This window comes from Bacillus sp. FSL R5-0585 (assembly GCF_038004545.1).
GTDB classification, from domain to species: domain Bacteria; phylum Bacillota; class Bacilli; order Bacillales; family Bacillaceae_G; genus Bacillus_A; species Bacillus_A cereus.
The window spans coordinates 175,307-192,975 of sequence record NZ_JBBORJ010000002.1 but is presented as its reverse complement, the minus strand read 5'-3'; the positions used below and the strand labels follow the sequence as shown (position 1 = coordinate 192,975).

The window sequence follows — 17,669 nt, the reverse complement described above, 5'->3', positions numbered from 1 at the left end:
ATTATTATCCTTACTTATCATTTTATTTTAATTCTATACATTATACAAATGATAATTCATTTTCTTTCTGTAAGAATACTACATTCTTCTCTATTTTCCTATAATTATATTTTTTTATAATTTATTAGTAAATAGATACTGTTTAACAGTTAATACCTTATATCGAAACTCCCTTTTATAAATAAAATAAATTTAAAAATATATTAAGAGATAAATAAAATCAAAAATGATTTTAAAATATAAAAATTTATAAAAACTTTAATAAATTTTATTTCTCATTTTAAATATATCTTATATTCTGTTATGATATATACATATATAAAACACTAGCAAACAATAGTTATGGAGGTGTCCTTGCATGACACAGGATTTATTGTTCATTACAAAACCTACTGTAACAACAAAAGAGGCAGCCGACTTATTAGGAGTAACAGTACAGACAATTTTAAAGAAAGAAAAAGATGGATTAATAGAATGTGTATATAAAGATAACTGGAAGCAATTTGGTAGTAAGATTTTCTACTTAGAGGATATTGAACGTTTAAAAAATCGCGAAGAGATTGAGGGTTATAGTACAAAAGAAGCAGCTGAGATTCTTAATGTAGCACCATCTACTGTCTTTACATATATCAAATCTGGAAAACTACCTGCTTCAAAGGTTGAAAAACGCGGAAAAGAAGTATATATCATTGATAAGGATGACCTTGAAACTTTTCAACTTACTTATGAAAAAACTACATCAAAAGAGCGAAAAACATTCATTACTAAGATTCAAGACGAAGATATATATTTATATCAATTATTAACACATCAACATACCGGAAAAATAGCGAGAGTAATAGAAGTCAATGGAGCAGACGGCAAGATTCTTACAGAAGACGAAGAAATTTTCCCTCTATCCACGTATAAAGAACATGATTACTCCTTTGAACCTTTCCGTAAGCAAGCTGTAATTACAAAACGAGGGTATTTATCCTTTTCATTTAAAAAACCTCAGCTATTTAATTCCATTACTTATAATCTAATAAATTTATTTTATAAAGAGCTAGGTGTCACAAATATGCGATTGAGTGTTTCATCTGATACTATTAAATTAGAAACTAAACCTTTCGTATTACAAGTTGATCCATTGCAATTTCAAGAAGAGATTAAATACTTACATTCTCATATGAAATCCGGTACGATACTACCACATGTTGAAGGAATTTACTTTAAAAGTAATGTAGAGCCATTAACTTTTCATGTAGATCATGAATTCAAGCAAAAAGTAGTGCAAATGGCAGCGGATGCTGGTATGGGACAGGAAGAATTCCTATTGCAAGCTGTAAAATCTTATATTGAAAATTAAACAACTATATTTTAACCCCGTTCTAAAATTAGAACGGGGTTATGCTTGTTTTAGGTTTTAAAATTAAATAACTTGATTGTCTTTTTAAGATAAAACCTTTCTACACCTTCTTTATTACTTTACTAAATCTAATTTCTCTTATTGAAATTTCTAATTACCTTATTCAAAATTAAAAAGAAACAATGTATTACACCTTTTATTATGAACAAGATTATTTTTTAGTTTATCATAATATTATTATGAATAATGTTTTAACTATAAAGTCTATATACTATTAATTCTTTATAATAAATCATTTTCTTATTTTAGATTTTCTTGTTTTGGCACGATTTTAATAGATCTCTTACTAATCCGTATAAGCATACCAAAAGAGAGAAAAATAAAAAATCCGCCAAATAGAGCAAATACAACTGAAGGCTTGAAATGTGCTAATAATAATCCCGAAACAATGGGTCCGACAGCCATTCCCATATATCTAATAAAGTTAAACATTCCCATTGCACTTCCTCTATTATGTTCAAATTCATTTGCAATCATAGTAGCGAATAAAGGAGTGAGGATACCAATTGATATTCCGTGGAGAATTAAAGCAACTGTTACACCAATTAAAGTATTCGAGTGTGTCACAGCAAATAATATTACGCTTAAAGCTAAGACTACATTTCCAGTTATAAAAAGATTTTTTTGTGAAATTTTTGATTGAATTTTTTTAAAGGTCATACTGCCAATTATTAAACTTATAGCCATTGGTAAGTAAAGTAAACCCACTACCTGTAAACTTAATTGATAATGATCTGTTAATAAAATTGGTAAGTAAACAATGAAGGAGAAATAAAGAAAAAATGCAAAGAAACTTAATATTAATATGGAGCTTCCCACTTTGCTTTTAAATATAGAAGCATAGTGAGATATAAGTGTTTTTCCACTCATTTCTTTTTTACTCCCCATACGATCTTCAGGGAAATATAACCAATTAATGATAAACAGAATTATAGATACTACTACAAGTAGCCAGAAAACACCTGGGTAATTATATTTTTCCCCAATAAAACCTCCTAACACAGGTGCAACAGCAGGGGCAATGGATAACATGGTTTGATATGTACCCATTGCACTTCCTCGTTGTTCTCCTTGAAATACAGTACCAATTGTAGTTGCCGCAATAAGTGGTATTGCAGCTGTCCCTACAGCCTGTAAAATTCTACATATTAAAAACACTGTAAAGTTACTTGTAATTGCACAACCAATACTCGCTATAATTGTTAAAATAATACTCGGAATAAGAATGGTCCTAGCACCTTTAAAATCAATTATAGAACCAAAAACAATTTGCATAATTGCCGTAATAAAAATAAATATGGAAACGGAAAGGTTAACCATTGTTATAGATACTTGGAATGAATCCCGAATTATGGGGATTATTGGAGAATATATATTTTGATTTAAAGAAGCGAAAAAAGCACTAATACACAACAAATATAAAAGAAAAGAAGCACTTGATTTAACACGGTTCATGCTATCCCTCCTAAAAGATTATTAATAATTAGCTAATTTATTTAAGTTATAATAAATTTATTTCTCCAACATTTTATCGTTTATATTTTGTAAAAACTTCAATATTGCGTTTTGTTCAATTTCAGAAAATGAATCAACGAACTGATAAAATTCATTTTCTTTCTGGTCATGAATTTTCTGATGTAATTCACAAAGTGATTGTCCTGCCGGAGTAAGTTGATAATATACCTCTTTTTTGTTATCAACTGACTGAAAACGAGTGATTAAATTTTCTTTTATTAATTTGGTGTTAATTTTTGTGATATTCGCTTTAGATAAATTCATTTTCCTTGCAATTGTAATATTATTTATTGGCTGATTTTCACCAATACAGGCAATTACGTGTATACTTGTCATATTTGTCGGTACATGTTCTATTTCTTCCATTTTTGCTTGCTTAAAAAAAGTCTCAATATCCTTATCTGCCTTTTGTTCATTGAGATGTAACAAATGTAGATAATTATCGTAAATTTTCTGTTTTATGCCCTTATTCATTTAAATGTTTCTACCCTTCTTTGTCTATTTTATTTTTTGTTTACCGGTAAACTATTTTGATTTTATATCCTCATTTAGCAATTGTCAATTGCTAAATTGAAATTTAACTAATTATGTAATAACCTTTAATGTATCTATTTTTCACAATTTACCCTAATAAAGTCCTATTATATTAAAGAGTTAGTTTCAATGCATAAAAGTCGTTTTTTTAAATTGTTGACTTGATTATTGTTTACTGGTAAACTTTATATTGTTAACCGGTAAACAATAATTCTAGATAGGGGAAATTATTATGACAAATTTTGTCCATGAACAAACCTTAAAAGCTATTGAAGACTTTGTCATAACAAGAGAAAAGAAAAAATATGCATCTCAAGAGATGATAAAAGAATTAGTTAGTGAATATGAAAATATAAATAAAAATTGGACTCTAACGCAACTACATATTGTTTCGGTTATTCATGAGAGTAAACAACAAATGAATAACACTCTACTATCTATGGAACTTAATATTTCTAAAGCAACCATCTCTAAAGCTATTCGCGTTCTTATTGATAATAAAATTTTATTGACGCATCAAAATACAGATAATAAGAAGGAAATCTTTTATACTTTAACTGATAAGGGAATACAGTTAGCCATTGTTCATAAAAAATTACACAAAATTGCACATGAGCGTTACAGTGAGTTATTCCAACAATTTAATGATTCCGAGTTACAAGTTGTAACAAAATTTTTAGAAGCATGGAAACAATGTATTTAATTTTTTGTTATATCAGCTTAGAAGGTATATGTGTTGACCTTCTCATAAAAATAGAAAAACTAAGGGGTTTTAGCCCCTTAGTAAAAATTGAAGTATATTAATAACTAAAATAGCCATGTTTTTTTAAACTAACTTATCAAAAAGAATAGGCATGGAAATAGGTCCACGTGTATAAAGTCCTTTTTCAACATATTGAAAATCTTCTTCTAATTTAATATTTTTCATATTATCTAAGACTACATTTACAACTATTTCAATTTCTGATTTCGCAAACGCTGCCCCTACGCAATTATGAATACCTGATCCGAATGCAAGATGTCTTGCAGCACCACTAAATGCCTTTTTAATATCAAGATCCGGACGATAAATGTTGAATTCATCAGGTCTTTCAAATGCATTAGGGTCACGGTTCGCTGCACCAATCATACAAAATACCGTAGTTCCTTTGGATAGTTGGATACCACTTATTTCCGTATCTTTTGACAATTGACGTGGGATCAATTGCACTGGTGGATTGTAACGTAAAGTTTCTGCAATAGCTAATGGTACTAATGAACGATCACTTAATACATCTTGCAGTTGTTTCGGTTGGTTAATTAAATTATAAATTAATAAAGCAAGAGTCTTATCACCAGGTTCTGTTGCAGCTAATAATATATTTAAAATCAATGCTAGAATATCAGTATCAGTCATAGCTATTCCTTCATATTTTGCACTGCATAATTTAGAAATTAAGTCTTCCTGTGGGTTTAATCTTCGCTCTTTAATAATTGGTTCTAAATAATTAGCTAACTGTTCACTGCACCAAAGAGAATGTTTTTTTGCCTCTGGTGGTTGATTTATACTGGTAATAAAGTCAGCTACACCGCTATGCCATTCTCCTATCTTCTTATGATCTTTCTTATCTAATCCAATCATATCCATTGTTACATAAACAGCAAATGTTCTGCCAAAATCATTAATTAAATCTATCTTTCCATTTGGAAGGTGTGGAAATAGTAAATCTTCTGCATTCTTTTTAATTAAAGGCATTAATTTTTGTAAAGCATCTCCCATAAAACTTCTTAAAACAATTTTTCTTTTCGCAACATGCTCTTTTCCACGCATTTGTGCTAATACTGGTCCACGCATTACTGGCTCAGCACGTTCAGCTAATGATTTTGTTGTAAATGTTTCAGTATCATTCAATATATTACGGACATCTTGATATCTGCTAATAAAATAACTATCAATCTCAGGTTCATAATGTACTGGGTCATTCTGACGTAGGTATGAAAAATACTTATATGGATTTTCTTGAAATTCCTCTGTTAATATATTTACCGTTTGTATAGTATTTGACATATTTCTTCCCCCTTGTATTAGATACTTACTATTCGCTAAGATAAATCTTCCATTTCTTGTACCATTAAATATCCTTGATTTGGTTTCATCCTGATAGAAAAATCATTTCTAACTATCTGTTCACCAAGCTCCCATGGTTTATGATAAATAAGTACAGCTTCTTGAGCTCCTAAAATTTCAGCTCCACCAATGAAAAATGGGAGTTCTGCAATTACATATTCTACTGCAATATTTAGCATATCATTTGATATTTGATCAATATTTATATTAGTACCCCTTGCCCTACCTAAAATGGCCGCATGTGACATTTCTAAGCAAGCATTTCGAAAATCAGTTTCGCTTAAAAAAATATGTTCTGCTTCTGCCCTCATGCAGCTATATGCATTGTTGTCATTAAAATCAGAAAAAGTATGGATAGCATTTACATTACCACCATGCTCTTTTAGTGCCTTTTCAGCTGATCTTCTATTTCGGGATACTTCTTTTCTAACTTTTCTTTCCGCTTTACCTTTTGGTGTTCCTAGAGCCTCAAGTAAATTTGCAGCTTCTTTTCCAGCTAATAAAACACTAACATCATCAAAAGTATGTAATGCCCATTCAATGAGTCTATTAATATATTCATCAGAAAATCTACTATTAAACGGACTAATACCTATTATTGCATGCTTACTACGTTTTAATATTTCAGCACAATTAGTAGATAAGGGTTGAGAACTAAACTTTCGTACATTTCTTACCGCTATAGCATTCGTCATACAATCATTCCTTTAAATAATTTTATCAATATAAACCGTTTTATTGATTTTAAATAGCCAATAATCTTTCAAACTACATAAAAAAGAGATAGAATATCTTGATGTAGAAATAATGAATAAAAATAATACTAAACAAAAACCCTGCATAATGTTCACCGGTGAACAAAACCAATTCTATATTGCTACTATTGTTTTGTCAATATGTATTATTCAGAAAAAATAAACAAAACGAAAAATTAAAATTCTGTTCACATTTGTTTACAAAACAGAAATTTATATCACAACTTACATTAAGTCATAATAAAAAAAGTACAAGCCTTTTATATACTTTAAACTCTCAATTACCTTTAAAAAAGATTCTGGTGAAAATCGGCCAAGTATTTCTTTTAACCAAGCTAAATAAGTTTTTGAAGAATTAGGTATACAGTGAAGTAAACTGCTTATTTTTTCTTTTTGTAAAAGAGATAAAGAGGATGTAAGCGTTTTAAATATAATTTCTTCAGCTCTTTTGCGCGTTTCCCATATTGCTCGTTCTATCACTGCCATTGAAGGAAGTATAACTTGCCACGTACGTAATTCTTGCAATGCTGTATCAATGAGATATGTAGTAGTTCCATTATTTAATGCGTGAGATTGAAGAAATTTAGATAATCTTCGATAATCTGTAGTTGTAAAATTACGCAAACCATATTCCTTTCGAATTTCTTCCACATGTTCATACCTTGTAGCTTCCCGCTGGGCATATAGCCTCCATTCTTCTGTACTAGCACCAATTTGTCTCGATACAAATTCTAAAACTCCGTTAGGAATGTGTTCAATATCCGATAAAGTCCAACCTAAATATCGTAAAACACTTAATAGCATAACAAAACCCAGTCGATTATAATTCCTCCGATGGCGATTAATGATTTTTTTATCATGCTGACTGAAGGTAAAGTATGTACTTAATGTCCATTCGCTAATATCAGCGGGGATTTGCATATAACGCTTTCGTTCTTCTGCTGTAAGGAGTTCTCGTACCCTCACATACATAAAAATCCCTCCTCTTTTTATTTATCATAAAGTCATGACATACTATTTAACTTTTATATAGTCCTCAAAATAACTATTTACATATAATTTACATTAGTGTACTATTTGTCTAGTACACTAATACAGAGGAGGAAAGAAATGAAAACTGAGTTTTCTCCTAATATCCCCATTTATGTTCAGGTAATGGAATACATCAAAAAAGAAATTGTAACAGGACGTTTGGCACCAGGTGAAAAAATTCCTGCTGTACGTGAATTAGCGAGTGAATTACAAGTGAATCCAAATACAATTCAACGTACGTTTCAAGAGCTAGAACGGGAAGGTATTGCAGAGACACGTAGAGGAACAGGAAGATTTGTAACTATGAATGAAGAAAAAATTACAGAGCTACGCAAAGAAATGGCAAAAGAGTTGCTTGATAATTTTATAAATGGAATGAATAACTTAGGGTTTACGGAAGAAGAGCTTCTCTTAATACTCCGTTCTTCTTTGGAAAATAAAAAGGAGGGAAATGAATGAAGGAATTATTGAAAATTGAAAATCTGTCGAAAAAATATGATTTAAAAACAGTGATTCAAGATGTAAGCCTAACAATATCAGAAGGGAAAATTATCGGTCTTGTTGGTGAAAATGGTAGTGGAAAAACGACATTATTAAAAATGATTTCGGGTTTACGTTTTCCTTCTAAAGGAAGTATTAGAATTGAAAATAACAAGGTGGGATTATCAACCAAAGAAATCGTTTCATTTATGCCCGACAATCCCGTTTTTGAAACATGGATGACTGTAAAAGATGCCTTGTTGTTCTATCGAGATATGTATGCTGATTTTAATTTACAGCATGCAATAGATTTGATAGTTGAGTTTAAAATACCTCTAGAAGAGAACATAACTATCTTATCAAAAGGAACAACAGGAATATTACAGCTTATATTAACTTTTTCAAGGAAAGCAAAGTTATATGTATTAGACGAACCATTAGGTGGAATTGATCTTGTTTCTAGAAAGCATGTATTAGATTTAATTCTTAAATTTTATCGTGAAGATAGTACCATTCTTATTTCAACACATTTAATAGAGGAAATCGAAAATATATTTGATGAGGTAATCTTTTTAAAAGACGGCGGGATTGTATTACATGAAAATGTAGAAGAAATTCGTTTTCATCATGGTAAAGCAGTACATGAGTTATTTAAGGAGGTTTTTGAGAAATGAACCCACTTTTCCGCTATTTATTTAATTGCAATAGAAAAAGAATTGCTGTATTTTACCTTGGATTTATTACTATTTCATTACTTCTTTTATTTAAGATGGTGGGATTATCAAAGGTAACAAATCAACTTACAAAGGATATAACATTAGGTATATTTATATTCATCATAGGTGGCGCTGCATTTTTACTACTTTTAATAGCTTTGCCTTCTTTCTATAAAATGCTAAAAAATACGATGATTCGTTATACAGCCATCTCAGGAAAAAAGTATATATATGCAAATTTATTTTTTTTCACATTAATGTTTATCTTTTTATTAGTAATAGGCTTAATTTTTCTATACTATTTTTCTCAGAGTAACCTTGGAACAAGAGCATCTGAAGGCTACCAACAAGAATTTCATAAGTTATATGCATATGGAGTTTTTCATCACATACTTTCCGTTTGTTTATGGGGAATCGATTTCATGAGTATATTAATTTCCTGTTATTTCATCATGGTAATTATAAAACTCATTCCTATAAAGTCATCAGTGAGTAAAAGATTTTTATCAATAACTTTCTTTGCTTTATTTTTAATCATACAAACATTAGTATTGGATTTTTTAAGTAAATTAGGAGAATATGCAATCACCATAAAGAGTACGTGGTTTATAGATAAGAATGGTTTTATTGACACTTCACTGTATCCTAGTGAAGACTTCACTATTTTAGATGTATGTTTTACTTGCTTATTCATAATTGTCTTAACAGCTATTACAGGTCGTATCATTGATAAAAAATTAGAAATATAAGATCTGCTTTAAAGGTAGAGTGTATCTAGGAGGAAAAAATGAGAACAACTAATCCAATATTAAAAAAAGACAAATTTCATAAAGAGAAGTCAAATGCTTCTACGATGACTATTGGCGGAACGATAGTAAAAACATTCATTTTGCTTATCTTACTTCTTGCAGCGTCTGTCTATTCCTACGTACAGATGACACAAGGGGCAATGAAAATACCCGTGTTAATTGGAATTATAATAGTTACTCTAATTATCGCTTTTGTAGTTATATTCATTCCGCGCATATCCCCAATTTGCGCACCGATTTACGCAGTATTACAAGGGGTTTTATTAGGAAGTATTTCAGCATATTATACAATGCGCTTTGGTGATTCTATCGCTTTAATTGCCGTATTACTAACAATTTCGATTTTATTTGCCATGTTAGTGTTATATGCAGCTCGAATAGTAAAAGTAACGAAAAGATTCCGTTCAGTTGTAATGGCTGCAACATTTGGAATTCTTATTATGTATCTTATTGTTTTCTTACTGGGCATCTTAGGGGTAACTGCTCCATATATTCACCAAGGTGGGACAATTAGTATCATAATAAGTGCAATTGTAATTATTGTTGCAGCATTAGATTTATTACTAGATTTCGATTCAATTGAAAATGGTGTTCATAGTGGAGCACCAAAGTATATGGAATGGTACAGCGCAGTCGGACTTATGATGACATTAGTATGGTTATATCTTGAGATCCTTCGTCTAGTTTCTTACATTTTAAAAAACAAAGACTAAAAAATATCTCATACTATCAAATAAATCAATATGAGCAGTAATAAATGATGACACTCTACCAAAAGTACACCCTATACGTTACAAGATATCAGCTTTTGTTTATCCCATTATTCTATATTATTTAGAACTTGGTAAGTTTTATTACCTATTTCTATTTTTATTACGCACTATCAAAAAATTATTATTTATACACAATTCTAAGATACGAATACACCGTTAATACATAATATCCAAAATAGATTATGCAATATGCAATAATACTAATGGAAATGGGAATCATAATACTATATATAGGCATGTTGTTTATTATTGGTAAAGCAAATAAGCTATGCGTAAGTCCGACTATTATAGGTAAAATAAAACTAAAGCTAACTTGTTTCGAAATTGACTTTCTTACTTCTTTTTTCGTAACACCTATCTTACGAAGAATCTCATAGTATTTCTGATTAGCATGCGCTTCAGATAGTTGTTTATAATAAATTATGGAACCAGTTGCTAGTACAAATATAATCCCTAAAAAACTTCCAATAAATAATGTAACTCCATACAGTTGCATAAAATCTTCATTTGTTTCAGATTGCCCTACATAATATCCTGATACAACTGTACTAACTGCCGTTAAAGCTGTGGCACTTAAGATAGCAATAGTCGCAAGTAATTTGGCATTTCCTTTTACTCGATATAACAACTGTGAAATATTTAGTATATTCATACCATTAAAATAGATATTGCTCTTACTTTTAATTTTCTTTAATACAATAACTGTATAAGACGTGAATAGACAGTAGGTTGCAAGAACAATCGCAATCAAAATAGATAACGGGATTATTTTAGGATCCATTAGCGGACGCATAGGGTCCTCAGGGTTCTGCACAAATTTTACGACTTCGCGGAAAAAGAATGCTAAAACATAACCAAACCCAATTAAAATAAGACCTATATATGCCAAATATTTAGATCCTTTTGGCATACTCTCTCCTTTATGATTCGCTTGAAACATTTCAATTAATGGAAATTGATAAATTAAGCGCGAGTTTTTCCAAGCTGTATATAATAGAATAGATAAAAAGACAATAATTGTGTCTATTATGGCCTTTATAGATAACTCGAACGTAATTGGCACATTTAATTTCATCAAACTCATTAGAAGTTCTAAAAATAACTTAAAACTTATACTGCCAATCAATATCTCAATTATTAAAGCTACGCCCCCCATTATTAATGTTTCACAAAATAACATCGTACTAATTTGTTTTTTAGTAATACCTAGTAAAGAATATAACCCTATCTCTTTTTTTCGTTTTCTTATAAAAAAATTAGTAGAGTAAATAATAAATATGGCTATAAAAATAATGAGTATCACTTTTGAAGACTGAAGAACACTATTAATCATTACATTATTAAACATTTCTTTTTTTATTTGCGTACTATATCGAAGTGACGCAAATATAAAATAAATCAGCATACTCGAAGCTAAAGATACAAAATAAAGTATATACTCCTTAAAATTTCGCCTTATATTTCGTTGAACGATTTCAATTAAAGTCATTTATTTTAACCTCCTAAAAACTATTTCTGCAAAATATACCTTGTTTTAATCACACATTATGTTATAAATAGTCATACTAGATAAGATCATCAGCTTTATCTTCAGAAATGGAAGACATTACATCAATGACTTGTTGGAAGAATTGCTTACGTGTTAATTCTTCACGGTGTAATTCTTTATATAATTCACCATCTTTAATCATAATCACTCGTTTACAATAACTTGCCGCAAACGCATCATGCGTTACCATTAATATGGTTGAGTTATCATATTCATTTAATGACTTCATACTTTCTAATAAATCCGTTGCTGCTTTAGAGTCAAGCGCCCCAGTTGGCTCATCCCCAAAAATCATACTCGGATTCGTAACCATGGCACGTGATGCTGCGCAGCGTTGTTTCTGTCCCCCAGATACTTGATATGGATATTGACTTAAGATATGATCAATGCCAAACTTCTTGGAGATTTCAAGAACAAGCTGATCAATTTCACTGACCTTCACCTTTGATAAAGCGAGAGGCAAAGCAATATTTTCTTTGACCGTTAACGTATCTAATAAGTTATAATCTTGAAAAATGAAACCTAAATGATTGCGGCGAAATAATGCCAACGTATCATCACTCATCTTTACAATATCTTTTCCATCTATTAATATCTCACCACTCGTTACATGATCAATTGTCGAAAGAACATTTAAAAGGGTTGTCTTACCTGAACCAGAAGGGCCCATAATTCCAACAAATTCTCCTTCTTTTACTTGTAAGTTAATCCCTTTCAATGCTTCAAATGTATTTCCACCTGTGTCATATACTTTTTTAATATTTTTTGCTTCTAGCACCGTTTTCATTTTATATTCCTCTCTCTTTTTAATATTTACAGCCAAGAAATCTATATAAAATTAGAATTAAGATTGTTTAAATTTTTGCTTATACCATGAAAATCCCTATTTCTAAAAAGAGTAAATACTCATAGGGGTATTTACTCTTTTCTAAAACATCTTATCTTTCACCTACACTATTATTCATATCGTAGACAATCAATTGGGTCTAGTTTAGCCGCTTTATTTGCTGGAAGTATACCAGAGGCAATGCCAATCAATATAGATATTCCAACAGATAATAGACCGAGATTTACGGAAATAACCAGTGGCCACTCACCTACGATTGCCGACACCCAAGCAAAGAAAATACCTAATCCAAAACCAATTACTCCTCCTAATGCTGTTAAAATACAAGCTTCAATAAGAAATTGAATTAATATATTTCCTCTTGTTGCACCAAGTGCTTTTCGAATACCTATTTCTCTCGTACGCTCTGTAACAGATACAAGCATGATATTCATCACACCAATACCTCCTACAATTAAAGAAATACCGGCAATACTAGCGAATACCATTTTCATCATCCGGGCATTTTCTTCCAGCCCTTGACTATATGCTCCTGTATCTGCCACTGTAAATGTATGCTCAAATTCCGGTGCTTTCAATTCATTTAATACAGATACAGCTTGTTTCTCTACCACTTCTCGATCGTTAACAGAAGATAACTTGATTTTCACCATATCATATTCCTCAATCCCCGAAATTAATGGTGCATTATCAATCGCTGTATATCCCTCATACGATTTAAATTGTCGCTGAAAACTGTCCTCATATTCATATACTCCAGCAATCTTATAGGGTTTTCCTTTTATATCTATATACAAATCATCTTTCCAAGTATCAAATAGCTTTGTAAATAAATCTTCATGGAGAATCACAACGGGAGTTGCTTTCTTCAGTTCATCCTCTGTTAGCTCACGTCCATGTACGATTTTTAACTTAGAATCTTGCATAAAGTTACCTGTTGCTACATTTAAACCAAAAGAAATATCTTTTGACCCCGTATATGCTTTTATGTCCATACGTGCCTTTGGATATACGCCCTTTACACCTGGTATCACTTCTAATTGTTTTACCATTTCTGGTGTGATTTTGGCGATCTCTGTTGGAGAATCTGGATTAACATATTCGATATTGATTTCATCCAACTGCTGACTATCTGCAAGCTCTTTTTGCATCTTTGCAGTTTGCCCATCCCCCATTGCGAGAATTGTAATAATCGCACTGATTCCAATAATAATTCCCAGCATTGTTAAAATGGATCGCATTTTATGGGCAAAGATAGAAGAGATAGCCATACGTATATTTTCATTTATATTCAAATTTATTTCCTCCAATCTTGAACAATGTTTCCATCACGAATGACAATTTGACGTGCTGCGGCTTCCCCGATTTCACGATCATGAGTAATCATGATTATCGTTGAACCTTGCTTGTTTAATTCATAAAATAGATTTACAATTTGTTCACTTGTTTTCGTATCTAGTGCTCCTGTTGGTTCATCTGCTAAAATAAATTTCGGGTTATTTACAATTGCGCGTGCAACTGCAACACGTTGTTTTTGCCCACCTGACAATTCATTTGGAAGGTGGGTAGCGCGATCAGCTAAACCGACTTTTGTTAAGGCTGCTAATGAACGCTCTTGTCTTTCTTTTTTATCGACTCCTGCATAAATAAGTGGTAATTCAATGTTTTGCAACGCTGTAAGTCGTGGCAGTAACATGAAGTTTTGAAATACGAATCCAATCTCTTTATTACGAACATGTGCAAGCTCGGTTTCAGACATGTTTGAAATATTTTGCCCAGCTAATTCATAGGAACCTGTCGTAGGCTTATCTAAACACCCGATAATATTCATTAATGTTGATTTACCAGAACCAGATGGCCCCATGATAGAAGTGAAATCTCCTTGATTTAGCGTTACATCAATTCCGTGCAATATTTGAATGGATTCTTCACCATTTTGAAATGATTTTGTAATACCTTGTAAATTAATCATTGCGTGGCAACCTCCATACCATCTTTTAGATTTACAGTAGGTCTAGAGATAATTTTTTCTCCTTTTTTCACTCCAGAAATTTTTGCTTCATTACCTGTTTCAAATTCAACCGTAACAACTTGTTCTTTTGCTTTTCCGTCTTTTACAACAAAGACAACGTTTTTATCACCTTTTTTTAAAATGCTGGTCTTTGGAATAACTGTGCCCTTTGCTTCGCCTGATTTAGTTTCTACGTATACGTGGAAACCATTTTGTAAGTCTTCACTATTGTCTAACGTCACAGTAAATGGATAACTAGAAACTGTTTTGTTTTCATCCATACTTTTTAATGGTGTAGAACCAATTTCTGTTACTTTTCCTGTCCATGTTTTACCCGCTACAGTTTTTGATGAAACTGTTATTTCTTGTCCAATTTTTACATTAGCAAGTTCAAATTCAGATAGTTGACCTTGCACTTTAAATGGACCTGCATGGCGAAGTGTAATCCCGCTCATACCGTTTCTTTCATTAGAAGTTGTAACAATATCATCAATTACACCGTCAGCAGGACTCGTAACAGAAAGTGTGTTTACTTTCTCTTTTGCTGCTTTAATCATTTCATCCGCTTTTTCTACTTCAAACTTCTTCATTTCAAGTTGTGATTCTAATTGTTGAATTTCTATCTCTGATGCTTTTACTGCTTCCGCAGGAAGACCAGCATTTTTATCTTTTTGTAGTTTTTGTTTTGCTACATTAATTTGTTTTGTCTGTAATGTTACTTCTTTTTGGGCAATTTTCTTTTGCATTTCTACTTCTGTTACACCTTGTTTAACAGTTGGATCATTGTATTTAAACAGAAGTTGCCCTTTCTTTACTTCATCCCCTTTTTTTACAGCCAAATCATACGTACCTTTTGTTGGATCAAATGAAATGGTCTCTATTCCATTTGGAATTACTTCACCAGCAAATTTTTGCTGATTCTCAATTTGTTTCTCTAGTACTTCAGATACTTTATAGGTCATAACTGGTTCAGAACTCCCGGCAAACGTCATATACGCCCCAGCTCCTATACCAATTGTTACCACACCAATGATAATTACTTTATTTATTTTTTTCATATTATCCTCACTTTTTTCTATATTGTATTTTGGGGAACAATTTACTTTTTTCGGGAATGATACATATTAGACTTCAAAATAGAAACATATCTTTTTAAAATCATCTTGTTATATAAACCCAGCACATACGGTGTGCAATATAAAAACCCCACTTGCTATTTTTAATTTCTCCTTTCCCTAACCTATGTATAGGATAGAAGAAATTAATTAAATAAAAAGTGGGGTAAAAATTAAATATTTATTAAATTTTTCAAGTTTGTTCTTTTGGCAATCTTACTTCAAATATTGTTCGAATTACATTACTCTCAGCAGAAATCTTCCCATCATGTTGTTCAACAATGTTTTTTGCAATATATAATCCAAGCCCTGTACTGTTTTTCTGCACGGTTCTTGCTTTATCACCTGTATAAAACATATCAAAAAGATAGGGTAACTCTTCTTCTGGAATACTTTCTCCATAATTAATAATCTGTACAACAACGTCTCCATCCTCAATGTATCCATTCATATCAACAAACTTTCCATTATTTCCATATCGAACCGCATTTGTGACAAGATTTTCAAATACTCGTGCTAACAAATTCCCGTCACCGTTGATAGTTAAATGGGGTTCAACATGTAATCTAGCCTCTAATTTATTTTTCCCTAATAATGGATATAATTCCTCATCTAATTGCACGAGCAATTCACTTATATTAATTGTTTTTTTATCTAATTGTTGTACACCGTAATTCATTCTTGTGATTTCAAACAACTCATCAATTAAACTTTCAAGTCGTTGTGATTTCGCAAATGCAATCGTAGAATAATATTCAATCTGCTCTTTCGTTAAATTCTCCTCTTTGAGAATTAAATCTAAATAACCTAGCACAGATGTTAAGGGGGTTCTTAAATCATGAGCTAAGTTAACAACAAGCTGATCTTTACTACTTTCTGCAAATTCTCCTCGTTCAACCGCCCCTTTTAATTTTTCACTTGCAATATTAATTGCGCGTGCAATATCGCTGAATTCATCTTTTGATGAAATATAAACTTTATGTGTAAAATCTCCTTTAGCAAGATGATGAATACCATTAGAAATCTCATCAAAATACTTTAAATAAGGTTTCGTTAAAAAGAAAAAGAATAAAATAGATAGCAAGATGAAGGAAAGGAAAGAGAAATACATATCACCATTCACACTATTTAACGGTAATAAAAAGTGGGTTGCATAATCTTGATCACTAATCATCATTCTTAAAGAAAACCCTAATATTTTATAAATAATATATGTTCCGCAAGCTGCTAACACCATACTTAGTGCGAACAAAGCAATCATTTTAAATCGAAAACTTTTCACTATTTTAGCCATTGAAAGTATAACCTACTCCCCATATCGTCTTTATTAACTTGTCCTTTCTTTTATCTTCTCCAAGTTTCTTTCGTAAAGTACGAACATGCACCGTAACTGTACTATAACTATCATCATAATCATCATTTGCCCATACTTGATGAAATATATTTTCAAGACTATATACTTTTTTCGGATGACTCGCCAATAAATATAAAATATCAAACTCTTTTGGTGTTAATTCAATTCGTTCTCCATATACATCTACTGTTCGTTTCTCAACATCAATAACAACGCCACTTGCCTCTAAAACAGATGTTTTCTCTTCTTGTACTTTCAGTTGATTTAACGTAAGAAATCGGCGGAGTTGAGCATTCACACGTGCAACCAATTCAATTGGTGTAAAGGGTTTTGTCATATAATCATCTGCGCCTAGTACAAGACCTGTCACTTTATCAAAATCAGATGTTTTCGCACTTAAGAAAATAATTGGCATATGATGTTTACTACGAATTTGACGCGTAACCTCATAACCATCCATTTTTGGCATCATGATGTCTAGAACTACTAAATCAATTGAATGCGATTGAATAATTCCAATTGCTTCTTCTCCATCGGTTGCTTTTATAACCTGGTAGCCCTCTTTTTTTAAATGTATTTCAATTAATTCAGCAATCTCCAAGTCATCATCAACTATTAGAATTGTAATCGGCTTCATTTTATTTTATCTCTCCTTTTAATTTCT

17 protein-coding genes and 1 pseudogene are annotated in these 17,669 nt (G+C 31.2%); 6 read left to right on the top strand and 12 right to left on the bottom strand.

All coding sequences use genetic code 11. The features are described 5' to 3' along the window. Window positions 1-358 precede the first annotated feature (358 nt). Window positions 359-1,348, top strand: coding sequence for a helix-turn-helix domain-containing protein (locus tag MKY38_RS27515; protein WP_025967126.1), 990 nt, complete (start codon window positions 359-361; stop codon window positions 1,346-1,348). Between the two features lie 300 nt (window positions 1,349-1,648). Here MKY38_RS27515 and MKY38_RS27510 read toward each other — a convergent pair whose 3' ends face one another. Beyond that, complete coding sequence (locus tag MKY38_RS27510) at window positions 1,649-2,863, bottom strand: MFS transporter (protein ID WP_137071848.1); 1,215 nt, start codon at window positions 2,861-2,863, stop codon at window positions 1,649-1,651. A 57-nt stretch (window positions 2,864-2,920) separates the two neighbouring features. Continuing rightward, window positions 2,921-3,397 carry a MarR family transcriptional regulator gene (locus tag MKY38_RS27505; protein ID WP_001032351.1) on the bottom strand — a complete coding sequence of 159 codons (477 nt, stop codon included), beginning with the start codon at window positions 3,395-3,397 and terminating at the stop codon, window positions 2,921-2,923. Between the two features lie 292 nt (window positions 3,398-3,689). Here MKY38_RS27505 and MKY38_RS27500 point away from each other — a divergent pair, with 292 nt between their 5' ends. Beyond that, window positions 3,690-4,160, top strand: coding sequence for a MarR family transcriptional regulator (locus tag MKY38_RS27500; RefSeq protein WP_048530229.1), 471 nt, complete (start codon window positions 3,690-3,692; stop codon window positions 4,158-4,160). Between the two features lie 123 nt (window positions 4,161-4,283). Here MKY38_RS27500 and MKY38_RS27495 read toward each other — a convergent pair whose 3' ends face one another. From MKY38_RS27495 to MKY38_RS27485, 3 genes and pseudogenes are all read right to left on the bottom strand, one after another. Beyond that, window positions 4,284-5,504, bottom strand: coding sequence for a cytochrome P450, cyclodipeptide synthase-associated (locus MKY38_RS27495; protein WP_200462736.1), 1,221 nt, complete (start codon window positions 5,502-5,504; stop codon window positions 4,284-4,286). Between the two features lie 35 nt (window positions 5,505-5,539). Further along, window positions 5,540-6,259: a tRNA-dependent cyclodipeptide synthase gene (locus MKY38_RS27490; RefSeq protein ID WP_137071851.1), complete on the bottom strand. Its 720-nt coding sequence runs from the start codon at window positions 6,257-6,259 to the stop codon at window positions 5,540-5,542. A gap of 312 nt (window positions 6,260-6,571) precedes the next feature. Further along, window positions 6,572-7,291: pseudogene (locus MKY38_RS27485) on the bottom strand (DUF4158 domain-containing protein); the annotation flags it as partial. Between the two features lie 138 nt (window positions 7,292-7,429). Between MKY38_RS27485 and MKY38_RS27480 the strand changes: the two are divergent. Genes MKY38_RS27480 through MKY38_RS27465 form a run of 4 tightly spaced genes read left to right on the top strand, consistent with a single transcriptional unit; the run spans window position 7,430 to window position 10,069 of the window. Beyond that, window positions 7,430-7,810, top strand: coding sequence for a GntR family transcriptional regulator (locus tag MKY38_RS27480; protein WP_137071852.1), 381 nt, complete (start codon window positions 7,430-7,432; stop codon window positions 7,808-7,810). Then, window positions 7,807-8,505: an ABC transporter ATP-binding protein gene (locus tag MKY38_RS27475; RefSeq protein ID WP_137071853.1), complete on the top strand. Its 699-nt coding sequence runs from the start codon at window positions 7,807-7,809 to the stop codon at window positions 8,503-8,505. Before MKY38_RS27480 ends, MKY38_RS27475 begins: the two co-directional genes overlap by 4 nt. Then, complete coding sequence (locus MKY38_RS27470) at window positions 8,502-9,296, top strand: ABC transporter permease (RefSeq protein WP_137071854.1); 795 nt, start codon at window positions 8,502-8,504, stop codon at window positions 9,294-9,296. Before MKY38_RS27475 ends, MKY38_RS27470 begins: the two co-directional genes overlap by 4 nt. A gap of 38 nt (window positions 9,297-9,334) precedes the next feature. Beyond that, entirely contained in the window at window positions 9,335-10,069 is a 735-nt protein-coding gene (locus tag MKY38_RS27465; RefSeq protein WP_137071855.1) for a Bax inhibitor-1/YccA family protein, read from the top strand. Window positions 10,070-10,250: 181 nt separating this feature from the next. Here the strand turns inward: MKY38_RS27465 and MKY38_RS27460 are convergent, their stop codons facing one another. From MKY38_RS27460 to MKY38_RS27430, 7 genes are all read right to left on the bottom strand, one after another. Next, window positions 10,251-11,618, bottom strand: a complete 1,368-nt coding sequence (locus MKY38_RS27460) for an FtsX-like permease family protein (RefSeq protein WP_341050681.1) — start codon at window positions 11,616-11,618, stop codon at window positions 10,251-10,253. 76 nt (window positions 11,619-11,694) lie between these two features. Next, complete coding sequence (locus MKY38_RS27455) at window positions 11,695-12,465, bottom strand: ATP-binding cassette domain-containing protein (RefSeq protein WP_200462703.1); 771 nt, start codon at window positions 12,463-12,465, stop codon at window positions 11,695-11,697. A 170-nt stretch (window positions 12,466-12,635) separates the two neighbouring features. After that, window positions 12,636-13,820, bottom strand: coding sequence for an ABC transporter permease (locus MKY38_RS27450; protein ID WP_200462704.1), 1,185 nt, complete (start codon window positions 13,818-13,820; stop codon window positions 12,636-12,638). Window positions 13,821-13,822: 2 nt separating this feature from the next. After that, entirely contained in the window at window positions 13,823-14,497 is a 675-nt protein-coding gene (locus MKY38_RS27445) for an ATP-binding cassette domain-containing protein (RefSeq protein ID WP_200462705.1), read from the bottom strand. Beyond that, entirely contained in the window at window positions 14,494-15,594 is a 1,101-nt protein-coding gene (locus MKY38_RS27440; protein ID WP_200462706.1) for an efflux RND transporter periplasmic adaptor subunit, read from the bottom strand. The genes MKY38_RS27445 and MKY38_RS27440 overlap by 4 nt, the downstream gene beginning before the upstream one ends. Before the next feature lie 250 nt (window positions 15,595-15,844). After that, window positions 15,845-16,945, bottom strand: a complete 1,101-nt coding sequence (locus tag MKY38_RS27435; RefSeq protein ID WP_341050675.1) for a HAMP domain-containing sensor histidine kinase — start codon at window positions 16,943-16,945, stop codon at window positions 15,845-15,847. After that, window positions 16,938-17,642: a response regulator transcription factor gene (locus tag MKY38_RS27430; RefSeq protein ID WP_137072773.1), complete on the bottom strand. Its 705-nt coding sequence runs from the start codon at window positions 17,640-17,642 to the stop codon at window positions 16,938-16,940. Before MKY38_RS27430 ends, MKY38_RS27435 begins: the two co-directional genes overlap by 8 nt. Window positions 17,643-17,669: the final 27 nt, after the last annotated feature.